14 protein-coding genes are annotated in these 14,551 nt (G+C 60.1%); 7 read left to right on the top strand and 7 right to left on the bottom strand.

Annotation, left to right across the window (positions count from 1 at the left end; genetic code table 11):
• The first annotated feature begins 204 nt into the window (after positions 1-204).
• On the top strand, positions 205-921 hold the full coding sequence (locus PY650_RS19535) for a LysR substrate-binding domain-containing protein (RefSeq protein ID WP_285881181.1): 717 nt from the start codon (positions 205-207) through the stop codon (positions 919-921).
• Between the two features lie 214 nt (positions 922-1,135).
• A complete protein-coding gene (locus PY650_RS19530) occupies positions 1,136-1,564 on the top strand; it encodes a VOC family protein (protein WP_285881179.1) in 429 nt (142 codons plus the stop codon).
• Positions 1,565-1,654: 90 nt separating this feature from the next.
• Here PY650_RS19530 and PY650_RS19525 read toward each other — a convergent pair whose 3' ends face one another.
• From PY650_RS19525 to PY650_RS19500, 6 genes are all read right to left on the bottom strand, one after another.
• Positions 1,655-3,022, bottom strand: coding sequence for an amidase (locus tag PY650_RS19525; RefSeq protein WP_285881178.1), 1,368 nt, complete (start codon positions 3,020-3,022; stop codon positions 1,655-1,657).
• 214 nt (positions 3,023-3,236) lie between these two features.
• Positions 3,237-4,067 (bottom strand): alpha/beta hydrolase, encoded by an 831-nt coding sequence (locus PY650_RS19520; RefSeq protein WP_285881177.1) that lies wholly within the window; start codon positions 4,065-4,067, stop codon positions 3,237-3,239.
• Between the two features lie 37 nt (positions 4,068-4,104).
• A complete protein-coding gene (kynU, locus tag PY650_RS19515) occupies positions 4,105-5,352 on the bottom strand; it encodes a kynureninase (RefSeq protein ID WP_285881176.1) in 1,248 nt (415 codons plus the stop codon).
• Positions 5,353-5,368: 16 nt separating this feature from the next.
• Positions 5,369-6,292: an ABC transporter permease gene (locus tag PY650_RS19510; RefSeq protein ID WP_285881175.1), complete on the bottom strand. Its 924-nt coding sequence runs from the start codon at positions 6,290-6,292 to the stop codon at positions 5,369-5,371.
• Between the two features lie 4 nt (positions 6,293-6,296).
• Positions 6,297-7,076 carry an ABC transporter ATP-binding protein gene (locus PY650_RS19505; protein ID WP_285881174.1) on the bottom strand — a complete coding sequence of 260 codons (780 nt, stop codon included), beginning with the start codon at positions 7,074-7,076 and terminating at the stop codon, positions 6,297-6,299.
• 88 nt (positions 7,077-7,164) lie between these two features.
• The gene (locus PY650_RS19500) at positions 7,165-8,151 is read right to left on the bottom strand and encodes an ABC transporter substrate-binding protein (RefSeq protein ID WP_285881173.1); all 987 of its coding nucleotides are present in this window, start codon (positions 8,149-8,151) and stop codon (positions 7,165-7,167) included.
• Positions 8,152-8,335: 184 nt separating this feature from the next.
• On the opposite strand from PY650_RS19500, the gene PY650_RS19495 reads away from it, so the two are divergent.
• Both PY650_RS19495 and PY650_RS19490 read left to right on the top strand, forming a co-directional pair.
• Positions 8,336-9,091, top strand: a complete 756-nt coding sequence (locus PY650_RS19495) for a GntR family transcriptional regulator (RefSeq protein ID WP_285881172.1) — start codon at positions 8,336-8,338, stop codon at positions 9,089-9,091.
• 134 nt (positions 9,092-9,225) lie between these two features.
• Positions 9,226-10,179, top strand: a complete 954-nt coding sequence (locus PY650_RS19490; RefSeq protein ID WP_285881171.1) for an NAD-dependent epimerase/dehydratase family protein — start codon at positions 9,226-9,228, stop codon at positions 10,177-10,179.
• Positions 10,180-10,188: 9 nt separating this feature from the next.
• Here PY650_RS19490 and PY650_RS19485 read toward each other — a convergent pair whose 3' ends face one another.
• Positions 10,189-11,397 (bottom strand): TIGR03862 family flavoprotein, encoded by a 1,209-nt coding sequence (locus PY650_RS19485; RefSeq protein ID WP_285881170.1) that lies wholly within the window; start codon positions 11,395-11,397, stop codon positions 10,189-10,191.
• A 274-nt stretch (positions 11,398-11,671) separates the two neighbouring features.
• Here PY650_RS19485 and PY650_RS19480 point away from each other — a divergent pair, with 274 nt between their 5' ends.
• The 3 genes from PY650_RS19480 (at position 11,672) to PY650_RS19470 (ending at position 14,549) form a co-directional block, all read left to right on the top strand.
• Positions 11,672-12,301, top strand: coding sequence for a VOC family protein (locus tag PY650_RS19480; RefSeq protein ID WP_285881169.1), 630 nt, complete (start codon positions 11,672-11,674; stop codon positions 12,299-12,301).
• A 240-nt stretch (positions 12,302-12,541) separates the two neighbouring features.
• The gene (locus tag PY650_RS19475) at positions 12,542-13,261 is read left to right on the top strand and encodes a TetR/AcrR family transcriptional regulator (RefSeq protein ID WP_285881168.1); all 720 of its coding nucleotides are present in this window, start codon (positions 12,542-12,544) and stop codon (positions 13,259-13,261) included.
• Between the two features lie 130 nt (positions 13,262-13,391).
• Entirely contained in the window at positions 13,392-14,549 is a 1,158-nt protein-coding gene (locus tag PY650_RS19470) for a Gfo/Idh/MocA family protein (RefSeq protein WP_285881165.1), read from the top strand.
• Positions 14,550-14,551: the final 2 nt, after the last annotated feature.

The raw sequence follows: 14,551 nt of genomic DNA, 5'->3' as shown, positions 1-14,551 counted from the left end.
GCCCCGCGTGAAACGAGCCTCGATGCGACAAGTCGTGGACTTGCGCGGGAAGCAGGAACCAGACAACAAGGCGGCTGCCTAGCTTTAATCAGCTATGCACTGGTTTGTTTAGGTTCTGGAGAGCGGAAATGAAATGCTACCGACACGCCGCTGGCGGGTGAGCTTGCCGAAAGGGCGCGGCTGGTGCTGGGCGAGATCGAAGATATGGTTCGATCTCGCCGCGGGCTGGAACTTGCCGAACTGGATCGAACCTTCACGTTGCTCGGTGCCGATTTCTTCTCGATGCTGCTCATGCCGCGCCTCTCGCGCGAGGTGTCCTGGCATGCTCCGAACGTGCGCCTGCGGCTGCTCGACAGCGCTCTTGGCGACGTCGCAAGGCTCCTCCAGAAAGGAGGGATCGACATGGCGCTCGAGCGGCCATTGGAAGTGCCGGACTGGATATCAAGCAGGCTTTTGTTCAAATCCCCCTTTGTGCTGATCGCCTCCAGCGGCAACCAGGCTGTCGCCGCCCTTCCCGAGAACGAGGCGATGCCGATGGAAACCTTCTGCGCATTGCCGCATGCACTGAGATCGATCGACGGGAGCATGTCGGGTATGGTCGATAACGCGCTTGCGGCAACGGGCCTTAGGCGGCGGGTTACGCTTGCGCTTCCCCACTTTCAGGCCGTGGCGCTTGCCGTCTCTTCGGGGCAGCATATCGCGGCAGTGCCGTCGCAGTTCGCCGCTGCGGTGCGCCACGAATTAAAGCTGCGCGTCTTTGCTCCGCCGCTCGACATTCCTGTGCCGGATGTCCGCCTCTATTGGCATGCCCGTCATGATCAGGACGCCGCTCATCGGTGGATGCGCGAAAAGGTCATGGAGACCGTCGAAGAACTCGGCTGGGGATCGATGCCGCGCAAACAAGCGGACGAGCCCGCCTAGGGGCCCGCTTGGCGAGGCACAGCCGGCAAAATCGGTCGCTGTTTGCTCGCGCAGCCAGCGATTGCATTGATGTCGTCACTCCCAATGGAAGACGGAAAAAAATCGGAAAAAAAGCTGACGCCGCCTGTCGGAAATGATCATCGTCGACCGTCCTTGGGGTGGCCCATCTTATGGGCACAACGCAAAAGTCCGTTCCGAGGAGATGGAGACAATCATGACGGATGCAGAACAACCGCAATCACAACAGCCCAACGTCCCGGTGCTTGGCGGCCTGGTGCCCTATTTGACGGTGGACGGTGCCGTGAAAGCAGCCGAGTTTTATAAACGCGCCTTCGGCGCCGAACAGGCCTTCATGTATCCACTCGATGAGAAGGGCCGGACGATGCATCTGCATCTCTACATCAACGGCAGTTCGCTGATGTTGGGCGACGCCTATCCCGAATACGGGCACGCCTTCGAAAAGCCTCAGGCTTACACCCTGCAACTGCTTGTCGACGATATCGATGCGTGGTGGAAACGTGCCGTCGATGCCGGCGCCGAGGTTGTCGTGCCAATCGACGTGATGTTCTGGGGCGATCGCTGGGGTCAGCTTCGCGATCCATTCGGGGTAACCTGGGCCATGAACGCGCCCGTCAAGAAATAAACGCGATTAAAAGGACCCGGGTTTGAACGGCTCATCCGGGTCCAGGCCGGCCCAGTTCGTCAGTGAAGTTATTGACGGCATCCCTTGCGTTCAGATGGACGGTCTCGTGTAGGCGGCGAGTGCCGCTTCGACGCCAAGCGCGATTTGCAGCAGCTTTGCGTCATGACAGAACGCGCCGGTGAGCTGCAGACCGAGCGGCAGATGTCCATCCATGCCCGAGGGAAGGCTGATGGATGGTTGGCCGGTCATGTTGGCAAAGCCGCTCGACAGCATCTCGCCTTCCTCGCCCTCTTCGGTGAATTCCGGATCTTCGATCGGAGCTGGAAAGGGGACGCTGGGGCTCACCAGCACATCGACATCGGTGAATTGGGCCTCGACCGCGTTGCGAAGCCGCAGGCGAAAATCCTGAGCTTGCAGGTAATTTACAGCGTCAACACTAAAGCCGGCTTCGATTTGCGACCGGGTTCTCGGTGCATAGCCTGCAGGATTTTCGGCATAGAGCTGTCTATGGACAAGCGATGCCTCCGGCTTGATGATCTTTCGCAGTTCCGAGTTCGCCGAGGCCAATAACGGGATATTGATCGGCTTGACGATGGCGCCGTGTGCCTCCAGCTTCTTGATCGCCTGCTTGAGATTTTCCGCTACGGCAGCGGTCAGCTCCCGGCTGTTGGCATGGTATGAAAGAACGCCAATTGTGACGCCCTCCAGTGATGGCTGCGAAAGATGGAACGGTTGTCCGGAGAGATATTCCAAGAGGATCATGGCGTCCGTGACGCTGCGGGCAAGCGGCCCGACATGATCGAGCGTTTGCGACAGAGGGAAAACACCGTCGACTGGTACCAACCCGAAGGTCGGCTTCAATCCAACGATCCCGCAATAGGAGGCGGGGATGCGGATCGATCCGCCGGTATCCGTGCCGACGGCCAAGGGTGCAATGCCGGCCGCGACGACGGCTGCGGAGCCACCGCTGGAGCCGCCCGAAGTGCGGCCTCTATCGTGCGGATTGTTGGTCTGACCGACATCCGGATGGGCAATGCCATAGGCATATTCGAGCAGATTGGTCTTGCAGAGGATGATGGCGCCAGCCGCTCGCAGCCGCCTTACGAGCTCTGCGTCATCGGTTGCCTCTGCCGGCGGACGGACGCGGCTGCCAAAGCCCGTCGGTGCGCCACGGACCTCAATCAAATCCTTGATGGCAACCGGAATGCCATGCAGCGGGCCGAGATCGCGCCTGGACTGAAGGTCGGCCGCGGCATCGGTCGCTTGTTTCAAAGCCGCATCTCGCATGACATAAGCAACTGCGTTCAAGCTTGGTTCGAGCCTTTCGATGCGCTCCAACGCCGCCGTCACGACATCGACGGGCGACAACGAACCGTCGCGGTAAACGCTGCCAAGCTCGCCGACGCTCAGAAATCCGATATCGTCTTTCCTTTCGAAGCTATCCTGCGACGCACGCACGGCTGTTCCCCCTTGTCGTGTCCCAATGGTCCTGCTGCTACCTGCAGGCCATCATGAAGCCGCAAAAACGACCCTGCTTGACGTGACAGACATTGGCGGCATCGTCCGGAAGGTCGGCGAGCAGAATGCGTTCACTGAGGACGTTCGGCAAGCATATGGTTGCGCGCCAACGCGATGCCAGCCATGCGTTACGCGTCGAAAAACTTTCGGAACGCTATTCGCAAAGCAAGGTCCGCGTCAGCGGATGCATGGCATCCATGAGACCGTCCAATACCGTGAAGTGATTATGATCCGGTTCGACAACGGCGTTGGTTGCTGCTCCAAGGCCGGTCCAGATATTGGCGAGCAGGGCATTCTGGCGGATGAATTCCGCCCGTTCGGCACCGCCGACCCAGCAGGTAAGACGGGTGTTTTCAACTGGTTCCAGGAGCGCCGGGCTTTCGGCCGCGGCCTCGGCAGCATCGATGCGCAGATGCACGTTAAATGCCCTTTTCATGATCGGGCGCAGGTCGTGAACGCCGGAAATGGAAACGACATGGCGGATGCGGGCCTGGACTGGTCTAGCAAGCGGCGCCGTGGTCGTGACCATGCGGGTCGCCAACTGGCCGCCGGCCGAATGTCCGGCCAGCACCATAGGGCCATCGACCATGTCGGCCGCTTTGCCGATCGCAGCCGCAACCTCCTTGGCGATGCCGGCAAGGCGGATATCGGGGCAAAGCGTATAGGAGGGGATGGCGACGGCGTAGCCATTGGCGACGGGGCCAGCAGCGAGATGCGACCAATAGCCTTTGTCGAGCTCAAGCCAATATCCGCCATGGATGAAGACGACCAATCCCTTCGGTCTCTCAGTGGGCAGGAAGAGGTCGAAGCGATTGCGCTCGCCGGGCCCATAGGCGAGATCGAGTTTGGCGCGGCCGGTCTTGGCCATGTCATCGCGAAAGACCTCTGCCGGCTTGACCCAGGCTGCCGGCCAGCGGTCGCCGCCAACCACATAGGCATCACTGGTATAGGCACTTTCCCAGTCGGTAATCCTGAAGTAGCTCATCGCCCGATCCTTAAACTTTTCAAGCGCCAATCGACTATCAGGTCACAGTGGACCGCACGGCAAAGCGTGCTTCCTTCCAAGATCCGCTGCGTAGAATGTCCTCCAGCACCTCCGCCGCCTGCAAGACATCGCTGTAGCCGACATAAAGTGGCGTGAAGCCAAAACGCAGGGTTGCGGGTGCGCGGAAATCGCCGATGACGCCGCGTTCGATCAAAGCCTGCATCACTTCGTAGCTGTTGCTATGGGTAAAAGAGACCTGGCTACCGCGCCTTTCGCTGTCGCGCGTGGTTTCCAATAGGACGCCATATTGGCCACATTTCGCCTCGACCAACTGGATGAAGAGATCTGTCAGCGCAATGCTCTTCCTGCGCAACACGCTCATGTCGACCTCATCCCAGATGCCGAGCACGCCCTTCAGTGCGCGCAACGACAGGATCGGTTGCGTGCCGCAGAGGAAGCGTTTGATTCCCTCGCCGCCGGCAAAATTCTGCTCGAAGGCGAAGGGACGGGCATGACCCCACCAGCCGCTGAGAGGTTGGGTGATCGAGCTGTGGTGTCGGTGCGCCGCGTAGATAAAGGCTGGCGAGCCGGGGCCGCCGTTCAGGTATTTATACGTGCAGCCGACAGCGAAATCGGCATTGGCCCCATCCAGGTCGACAGGCAATGCGCCGGCGCTGTGGCAGAGATCCCAGATCACCAGCGCGCCAGCCTCATGGATCCTTTGCGTCAACGCCGCCATGTCGCGCAGCTCGGCGCTTTTGTAGTTGACGTGGTTTACCAAGACGACGGCCACCTGGTCGTCGATCAAATCCAAAATATTGTCCGCATCTCTGCCTTCGAGGCGCAGCGTAACGCCCGGCCGCGTCGAGGCTACACCTTCGGCCATGTAGAGATCGGTCGGAAAGCTGTCGCCTTCCGCGACGATGGCGCTGCGGCCCGGCCGCATCGCAAGCGCGGCATGCAGTGCCTTGTAGATGTTGATCGAGGTCGAGTCGGTCACCACCGTCTGGCCCGGTGCCGCGCCGATCAGCCGGCCGATGCGGTCGCCGAGTTCGAGCGGCAGGTGGAACCAACCGGCGCTATTCCAGCTGCGGATCAGGCCATTGCCCCATTCCTCCGTCGCGGCCTGCTGCAATTCGGAGAAAACGTCATGCGAGGCAGCGCCAAGCGAATTGCCATCGAGATAGATGACACCCTCGGGCAAGGCGAAACGACTGCGGAAAGAACGCAGCGGATCGGCCGCATCCATGGCCTCGACGGCGGCGAGATCGGGAAGGCTGGTCATAGTGGCAGGTCTCACTTTATTCGCGAATGGTTTCACGGGCGGGCGCGCCGCCACGGCTGCGCCTGATGCTTGGCAGCGCCAGCATCAGCAGGACGAACAAGCCGGTGGCGAGCTTCAGGTTCGGCGGTGGCATACCAGCGGCAAGGCAGAGCGAAACGAGCTGGTAATAGATGATCGAGCCGACGAAGGGCGCGAGCAACTGCCTGAGCACGGTCTGCTTGCCTGTGAAGGCCTCGCCGATCATTAGTGCGGCCAGGCCGTTGATCAGGATGCCGATACCCATATTGACGTCGGCAAAGCCCTGCGATTGCACCATCAGCGCGCCGCTGGAGGCGGAAAATGCGCTGGCGAGGCCGACACCGCCGATCGTCGCGGCCCAGACATTGATGCCTTGCGCTTCGGCCATTTCCGGATTGGCGCCGACCGCGCGCATCGCAGTCCCTTTCTCCGTCTTGAAATAAAGGTTCAGAGTGATGAGGACGATCAGGGCGACCAAGCCGGCGACGACGATCTTGCTCGCCGGAAAGCCCGGCTGCGTTAGCGGTACCCAGTCGAATACGGTCGGCTGGCCAAAGACCGAGAGGTTCGATTTGCCCATGATGCCGAGGTTGACGCTGTAGAGCATGGTCGACATCAGGATGCCAGCGAGCAGCGTGTGGATGCGGAAGCGCAGGTGAATGAAGGCCGTGCAGCAGCCGGCGGCGAGACCGACGACAAAAGCCGCAATGATTGCCAGTGGCGGCGCGACGCCTGCCGCCAGCAAGATGCCGCAGACACAGCCGCCGAGCGGAAAGGCGCCTTCGCTGGTCAGATCCGGAAAGCTCAGCATGCGGAAGGGGATCATGATGCCCAACACGACGAAGCTCAGGATGAAGCTCTGCGCCAGCGTGACTGGGATCAGCGAGACGAAACTGGAAACGGTTTCCTGAATGAAATCCATGATATCAGCTCACCAGCAGCATGCGGTCGGTCTTGACGGCGAAATGGCCGATCAGCTCGGGAACGGTAATCTTTCGTTTTCCCTCGCCGGTGATTTCGAGATGGACGCGGCCGGCATCGAGCATGATGATACTGTCGCCGAAATCGACGGCGTGCTGCATGTTGTGCGTCACCATCAAAGTCGTAAGCTTCAGCGTTTCGACGGTTCTAACCGTCGCCTTCATGACGATATCGGCCGTGCGCGGATCAAGCGCGGCGGTGTGTTCGTCGAGTAGCAATACGTCTGGCGAACCGCCGACCGCCATAATGAGAGATAGCGATTGACGCTGGCCGCCTGAAAGAAGCTCCACCTTGGTATCTAGGCGGTTCTCCAGACCCAGCCCGAGAACGGCGAGGCGTTCCTTGTAGGCGGAGAGACGTGCGCCATTCAAGCCGGGCCGAAGTCCCCGCCTTTGGCCGCGCAACTCGGCGAGCAGCATGTTTTCCGCGACTGTCATGCTGGCGGCGGTGCCCTTCATAGGGTCTTGGAAGACGCGAGCCAGTCGCGCCGCACGCTTGTGGACGGGAATGTTCGTGACGTCGTTGCCATTGATGAGGATCTGGCCGGAATCGAGGCTGAGGGCGCCGGAAATCGCATTCAGCATGCTGCTCTTGCCAGCGCCGTTCGAGCCGATGACGACGCCGAATTCGCCTGCCTTGAGGGAGAGCGTCAGGCCGTTGAGCGCGATCTTTTCGTCGGGCTGGCCTCTGTAGAAAACCTTGCGCGCGGATTTGATGTCCAGCATCCGTGCCTCCCCTCTCGTGTAGGGTTATGAAATGGCGGCGCTATCAACGCCGCCATGGATCAGATGGATCTCTCGAAGATGCCGCCGATCACTTCGTGAAGCAATTGCAATCGGCAAGCGAGGCCGGAACGTCGGCGCCGAAAGCCTTCAAAACGGCCTTGTTGATCAGCGGAGCATGATCCTCATAGGCAGGACGTGATGGCGCGATCGTCTTGGGATCGCCACCCTTGAGGATCTTTGCGGCGATCCTGCCGGCATTTTCACCGACCTGCTCGTAGTTGACCGCAAAGCTTGCCGGGACGACACCGCTGCGAACTGCGGCGTCGTCGGAATTGACGATCGGAATCTGGGCCTGGCGGGCGGCTGCGGCAACGGCGGTGATTGCCGGTTGCAAGAGATTGGAGGCGGGCGTGTAGATCACATCCGCCTTGCCGGCGAGCGATGCGATGCGCTGCTGGATGTCGTTGACATTGTCGACGCCGACCGGGACCAGTTCGAAGCCAGCGGCCGGAGCGGCTGCCTTGACCTTTTCGATCAGGGCAGCGTCGTTGGCCTCGCCCGGATTGTAAGGCACGCCGATGCGCTTGGCATTCGGCAGCAGCTTCTTGGTGAAGGTCAAGATAGCGGCGATATCCTGAAGGTCGCTTGCACCGGTAATGCCCACATCACCGGCATCCCAGGAGGGAACGAGCTTGGCGGCGACCGGATCAGTCACGGCGGAGAATACGATCGGGATGCCGGAGCCGGCGAGCGCCTTCTTGGCGATCTGCGAGACCGGCGTCGTAATGGTGTACATCAGCTTCGGATGGTCCGACTCAAGCTTGGCGATCATCTGCGGTACCAGCGAGGCGTCGAAGCTAGTGTTGCTCTCGGTGTAGACAACATCCTTGCCTTCGACAAAGCCGTTGTCGGCCAGCGCTTTCTTGAAGCCAGCAATCGAGGCGTTGAGCTGCGGATGTTCGCCGAAATTGGCAATAGCGATCTTGATCGGCTCGGCGGCCGCCGTGGCGACGCTCGCCATGAACGCGCCAGCGAGAACCAGTCCCGACAGCCACATGGATGTGGATTTCTTCATGATTTCCTCCCGTATTTTAAAGAGAGCCTTGCTCTCTCAGATTTATTACCCGGGATCATAGCCGCTACGTTGGCGCTGTCAATTTGCGATATATGATATGCCCCTTCAACGCTTATGATATATAATTTTGCCCGAGGCTAGATTTATATATAATCTTGAGCTTCGGTGACCAGGGAATGGCGCAATGCAAGACAAGGAACCTCTGACGAAGACGGAAGCGGCCTACTGGCTGCTGCGACGGGATATTCTCAACACGAAGCTCAGGCCCGGCGCATCATTGAAGCTAAGCGCGTTGCGGGATGCCTATGACGTCGGCTGGACTCCTCTGCGCGAAGCGCTGTCGCGGTTGGAAGCCGAAAAGCTGGTGACAGCCATCAGCAATCGTGGTTTTGCCGTCGCCCCGGTTTCCCGTAATGAACTGGAAGACCTGATGCGGGCGCGGATGGTGGTTGAACTGCCCCTGCTGCTGGAATCGATCGAAAAAGGTGGTCAGGCCTGGGAATCCACTGTGGTCACCGCGCACTACCGCCTCTCGCGCTGCAAAATCGTGCCCGATGCCGCTTCCGAGGAAATGGCCGACGAGTGGGATGAAAAACATACGGCCTTTCATGCCGCGCTCTTGAGTGCCGCCACATCGAGCTGGCTTCTGCGCTTTCAGGGGACGATTTCCGATCAGCTTCGCCGTCATCACCGCTTTCTCGGTCTGGCGCCGACACAGCGCGCCGCCGCCGGCCTGACGATCGGCTATGAGACGGCGGTCGCTGCCTTGCGCGACGCAATGGCGATCGAGCATCATACGGAGCTGATGGAGGCCGCCCTCGACCGCGATATCGAGCGCGCCCGGGCGCTGATGACCGAGCATATCGGCTATACGCTGCAGGTCTATATCAGGTCCGAGGATGAGGACGGCGAGCCGTCAAAGTTGCGCAGAGGCGCCTAGCCGCAACAAAGTCGGTATCCGATCCCCTTTGGGGATGACAAGACGGCGCATGCTCCTATTCTTTGAGAGGGTCATTTTCTTCGCGCCGGGTTCCGGCATCATCCAATTCTGAAAAATATACTTGGGAGGACATCATGACACGTGCAGTGGTCATCGGAGCAACGGGCCATGTCGGCACTTATCTCGTGCCGCGGCTGGTCGAAGCCGGGTATGAAGTGGTGGCGGTGAGCCGCGGCCAGGCAAAGCCCTATTTGCCGAACCGGGCGTGGGATGCCGTCGAGCAATTGGCGATGGATCGCGCCGCCATGGAAAGGGACGGCGGTTTCGGGCCGGCGATCCGTAACCTGAAGGCCGAGGTCGTCATCGACATGATCTGCTTCACATTGGAGAACGCCAAGCATCTGACCGAGGCTCTCTCAGGTCATGTCAGCCATTTCCTGCATACGGGCACGATCTGGACGCATGGTTTTGCGACCGTCGTGCCGACGCTCGAGGAGACGCCGAAGCAGCCGTTCGGCGAATACGGAACGCAGAAGGCCGCCATAGAGAGCTACCTGCTGGAAGAGGCGCGCACCAAAGGGTTCCCAGCGACTTTGATCCATCCTGGCCATATCGTCGGCCCTGGTTGGGCACCGCTCAATCCGGCGGGCCATTTCAATCTCGCGGCGTTTTCAACGCTCGCACGCGGTGAAACGCTCGTATTGCCGAATTTCGGCCTGGAAACGGTCCATCATGTCCATGCCGACGATGTCGCCCAGATGTTCATGGGCGCGATTGCCAATTGGCGTGCCTCAACCGGCGAGAGTTTCCATGCGGTGTCGAGCGGCGCGCTGACGCTTCGCGGTTATGCCGAGGCAATGTCGCGCTGGTTCGGCCATGAGCCGAAACTGGAATTTCTTCCCTACGAAAAATGGGCCGAAAGCCAGACGCCGGAGGATGCCAAGGCGACGTGGGAGCATATCGCCCGCAGCCCGAATTGTTCGATCGCCAAGGCCATACGGCTTCTCGGCTATCAGCCGCGCTACACCTCACTGCAGGCAGTGCAGGAATCGGTGGCATGGCTGATGGCGAACGGGCGGATTGGGTGACGGCATCCGTCACCATTTTAGCCAGGCCTCCATTCCTCTGGCTGCGGCGCGTCCGGTGGCGAAACAAGCCGAGAGAAGGTAGCCGCCCGTCGGCGCTTCCCAATCGATCATCTCCCCGGCGACGAATACGCCAGGGAGTGCCTTCAGCATGTATGCGTCGTCGACACTGCTCCAGCGGATGCCTCCGGCCGATGAGATGGCCTCAGTGATCGGCCGCGGCCTCAGGAGCGGGATCGGCAGGACCTTGATCAGGCGCGGCAGCTGTTGCGGATCTGAAAGAGCGGCTGATGGAGCGAGTTCACGCAGCAGAGCGGTCTTGACGCCCTCGATTCCGGCCCCTTTGCGCAGGCGATTGGAGAGGCTGGCTTTGACGTCCTGTCGGGCCAGATCGCGCGACAGCCGTTCTGTCGTCCTGCCGGGCGTAAGATCGACCATGAGCGCGCTATTGCCGTCGCTGGCAAGCCGGTCACGCAGGCTGGCGGCATGAGCATAGACAAGGCTGCCTTCGATCCCATGCCGGGAAATGACGAATTCGCCGGGAAAGGTGCCGGCATCAGAGGTTGCGGTCACCGCCTTCAGCGGTTTGCCGGCGAAACGCTGTGCAAAGTTTTCGCTCCAGGCGACATCGAAGCCGCAATTGGCGGGCTGGAAGTCGGCGATCTCCACACCTCTTTCACGAAGCCAGGGGATCCAGGCGGCGTTAGAGCCGAGCCGGGGATAACTCGCACCACCAAGCGCGAGCAGAGCTGCGTCGCATTGAACGATCGTTCGTCCTTTCGACGTCTCAAAGGCAAAGCCACCTTCGGCAAAACCAGACCAGCGATGGCGCGTCAGAACCTTGACGCCTTGGGCCTCCAGCCTGCTGAGCCAAGCCCGCAGTAGCGGTGAGGCCTTCATGGCGTTTGGAAAGACACGCCCCGAGGAGCCGGTGAATGTCTCCGTGCCAAGCGCCGACGCCCAATTTTTGATATCGTCTGGCGTAAAACTGTCGAGAGCCGAACGCAGCCGATCCGAGCTCGGGCCGAAGCGTTTGGCAAAGCGGATGTAGTCTTCCGAATGAGTGATGTTGAGGCCGGTTTTTCCCGCCAACAGGAATTTGCGCGCGACCGTCGGCATGCTGTCGTAGACGGTGACCCGATGGCCGGAGAAAGATAGCACTTCAGCCGCCATCAGGCCCGCCGGCCCACCACCGATGATCGCGATTTGCTTTCCTGTCATGAAGCCGCCCGGCATTAAATTGTCTTGTCCTCTTGAGCCGAGCCGGCGTTGAAAGCAAGGTCCCATGGCGACCAATGTCCGATCGCCAACTCTGAAGTAGCAGTCTGCCTAGCCAAGGCCGCCATCGCGCCTAAATCATAGGTTGACTGCTGATACCGTCGGGGACTTCATCAACCTTTTCGACTGCGCGAACCAAGCAATCGTGCTCGACATGGGGGTGCAGTTTCTTAAACCACCAACTTTGTCTCGAACCTCTAGACATAGGGAGCCTAGCATGAGCAACAATCAGGTAGAAAGCACAACGGCAAGCGAGACCTCGACAATACCCACGGTCGCTCTGAAGCTTGAGGTCGCCGTTCTTCCCGTTGCAGACGTCGACCGCGCGAAGCGCTTTTATGAAAGCCTCGGCTGGCGGCTCGACGCGGACTTCGTTCGAAGTGACGGATCTCGCGCCGTCCAGTTCACGCCTCCTGGCTCGCAGTGCTCGATTCATCTGGGGTCGACATCGACCTTCTTTCTCGTCGTATCCGATATCGAAGCGGCCCATGAGGAGCTCGCTAACCGCGGTGTCGAGATCAGCGAGATATTCCACCGTGGCGAAGGGCCTGGCCGTGTGAGTGGGCCGGATCCGCAGCGGCGCAGTTACGCCTCGCTCGCATCATTCAGCGACCCGGACGGCAACAACTGGCTGCTTCAGGAGGTCACAGCGCGATTGCCCGGCCGCGTGGACACGAATGTCACGTCATTCGCCTCGCCGACCGAGCTTGCGGCCGCACTTCGGCGCGCGGCCTCCGCCCATGGCGAGCACGAGAAAAGAACCGGGGGCCAACACGATGAGAATTGGCCGGATTGGTATGCCGAATACATGGTCCGCGAACAAGCCGGCGAGGAACTGCCGTTGTAAGTGCCTGCGGTCCGCGAGGCGTCGAAAATTGCCCGCTCCACTTACCCAACGAGACATGATCCGTGTTCAGCGCCGCGCTTCGGGCTTGGGGCCGCACTTGCGTTTCCAACGGGATGGTATATAACCATATAGTTACTATGGCCTTCGATTTTGAAGGGGCTGTCAACTTTTGCCGTGATCGGGTACTTGTGGACGGTTGAGGGGCCGCATGGGCCTTGCCAAACGCAATCGGGAGCCGCGATGAGCCAAGCCAAAATCACCAAGGGCCGTTCGAAGAGCCCGGGGGCTGAAACGGTGGGAGAGTCCAGCAATCAGGAGGTATCGCGTTCACCCACCGAGCGGCCGCGTCTAAGGGACGCGGAGCGCACGAGCAAGGCGATCCTTTCTGCGGCGACCAAGGAATTTGCCGAGCAGGGCTATGGCGGCGCCCGTGTCGACGCCATAGCCGAGCGCGCAAAGATCAACAAGCGTATGCTCTACCACTATTTCGGCGGCAAGGATGCACTCTATGTCGCTGTCCTCGAAGGCAGTTATGTCGCTATCCGCTCCGCGGAAGCGAGACTCGATCTGACGCATCGTAGCCCTACCGAAGGCATGCGGGAGCTTGTTGTTTTCACATGGAAATATTTTCTGGATCATCCAGAGTTCCTTGGCATTCTAAGTACGGAGAACATGCATAAGGCCCGTTTTCTGAAGCGATCGGCTCGGATTTTCGAGCTGCATTCACCTCTGGTCGCCGAGATTTCCGGTCTGCTCGATCGTGGCGCCGCGGCCGGCGATTTTCGTCCCGGCTGTGATCCCGTCAAGATCTATATGAGCATAGCGGCGCTCGGCTCCTTCTTCCTGACGAACCGCTGGACGCTGTCGACGATCTTTCGGCGAAACCTTTCCGAAAAGTCGGAAATCGATTCCTGGGGCGAGCATATCGTCGAGGTCATCTTCGCCTATCTGCGTCCCTAAGCTTAAAATCGTCTTCTAATCCCACCGAATCCGCGCAACTGCTGCAGCGGCTGTCGACAACGGCCGTTGACAGCGCCGCTTTGCCATGTCAGTTATGTAACTATATAGTTATTTACGGGAGGAGTAAGGTATGGCGACGAAACAGATTGGCATCATCATGCACGGCATCACCGGCCGCATGGGTTACAATCAGCATCTCGTGCGGTCGATCCTGGCGATCCGCGAGCAAGGCGGCGTGCTGCTCGCCAACGGCGACAAGTTGAAGCCGGATCCGATCCTGGTCGGCCGCAACGCCGAAAAGATCACAGAAGTCGCGCGCAAGCACGGCCTTGCCAAAACGACCACTGATCTCAACAGCGCTCTTGCCGATCCTCACAACACGATTTTCTTCGACGCCGGTTCGACGCAGATGCGCGTCTCGTTGCTGGAGCGAGCCATCGCAGCCGGCAAGCATGTCTATTGCGAGAAGCCTATTTCCGAGACCTTGGAGGAAGCGCTAAGGGTTGCGGCATTGGCGGAGCGTCAGGGCGTCAAGAACGGCGTCGTGCAGGACAAGCTTTACCTGCCGGGCCTGCGCAAGATCGCCATGCTGCGCGACAGCGGGTTCTTCGGCAAGATCCTCTCCGTGCGCGGCGAGTTCGGTTATTGGGTGTTCGAAGGCGACTGGGGCGTGAAGGCGCAGCGCCCTTCCTGGAACTATCGCAAAGCCGAGGGCGGCGGGATGATCCTCGATATGCTACCGCATTGGCGCTATGTGCTCGACAATCTCTTCGGCGAAGTCAAAGCCGTGAGTTGCTACGGCGCGACCCATATTCCAAGCCGCGTCGATGAAAACGGCCAGACCTATGTGGCCGACGCCGACGATGCGGCCTATGCCACGTTCGAGCTCGACGGCGGCGTGGTCGCGCAAATCAATTCCTCCTGGGCCGTGCGCGTGCGCCGCGACGATCTCGTGACATTCCAGGTTGACGGCACGCATGGTTCGGCAGTCTGTGGCCTCATGCGCTGCTGGACGCAGCACCGCGTCAACACACCGAAGCCGGTCTGGAATCCGGATCAGCCGCAGCCGATCAATTTCTTCGAGACCTGGGACGAAGTGCCCGATACACAGGCATTCGACAATGGCTTCAAGGCGCAGTGGGAGGATTTCCTGCGGCATGTTGTCGACGATGCGCCGTGGAAATTCACCTTGCGCGAGGGCGCCAAGGGCGTTCAACTCGCCGAGCTCGCTCAAAGGAGCTGGGCGGAGCGCCGTTGGGTCGATGTTCCCTCGCTTTCCGCTCTCTAGGA

The organism is Martinezella calliandrae (genome assembly GCF_030272695.1).
In the GTDB taxonomy this organism is placed as follows: domain Bacteria; phylum Pseudomonadota; class Alphaproteobacteria; order Rhizobiales; family Rhizobiaceae; genus Rhizobium; species Rhizobium calliandrae.
The sequence above is the reverse complement of the archived record's forward strand: the minus strand, read 5'-3'. Positions and strand labels throughout refer to the sequence as shown.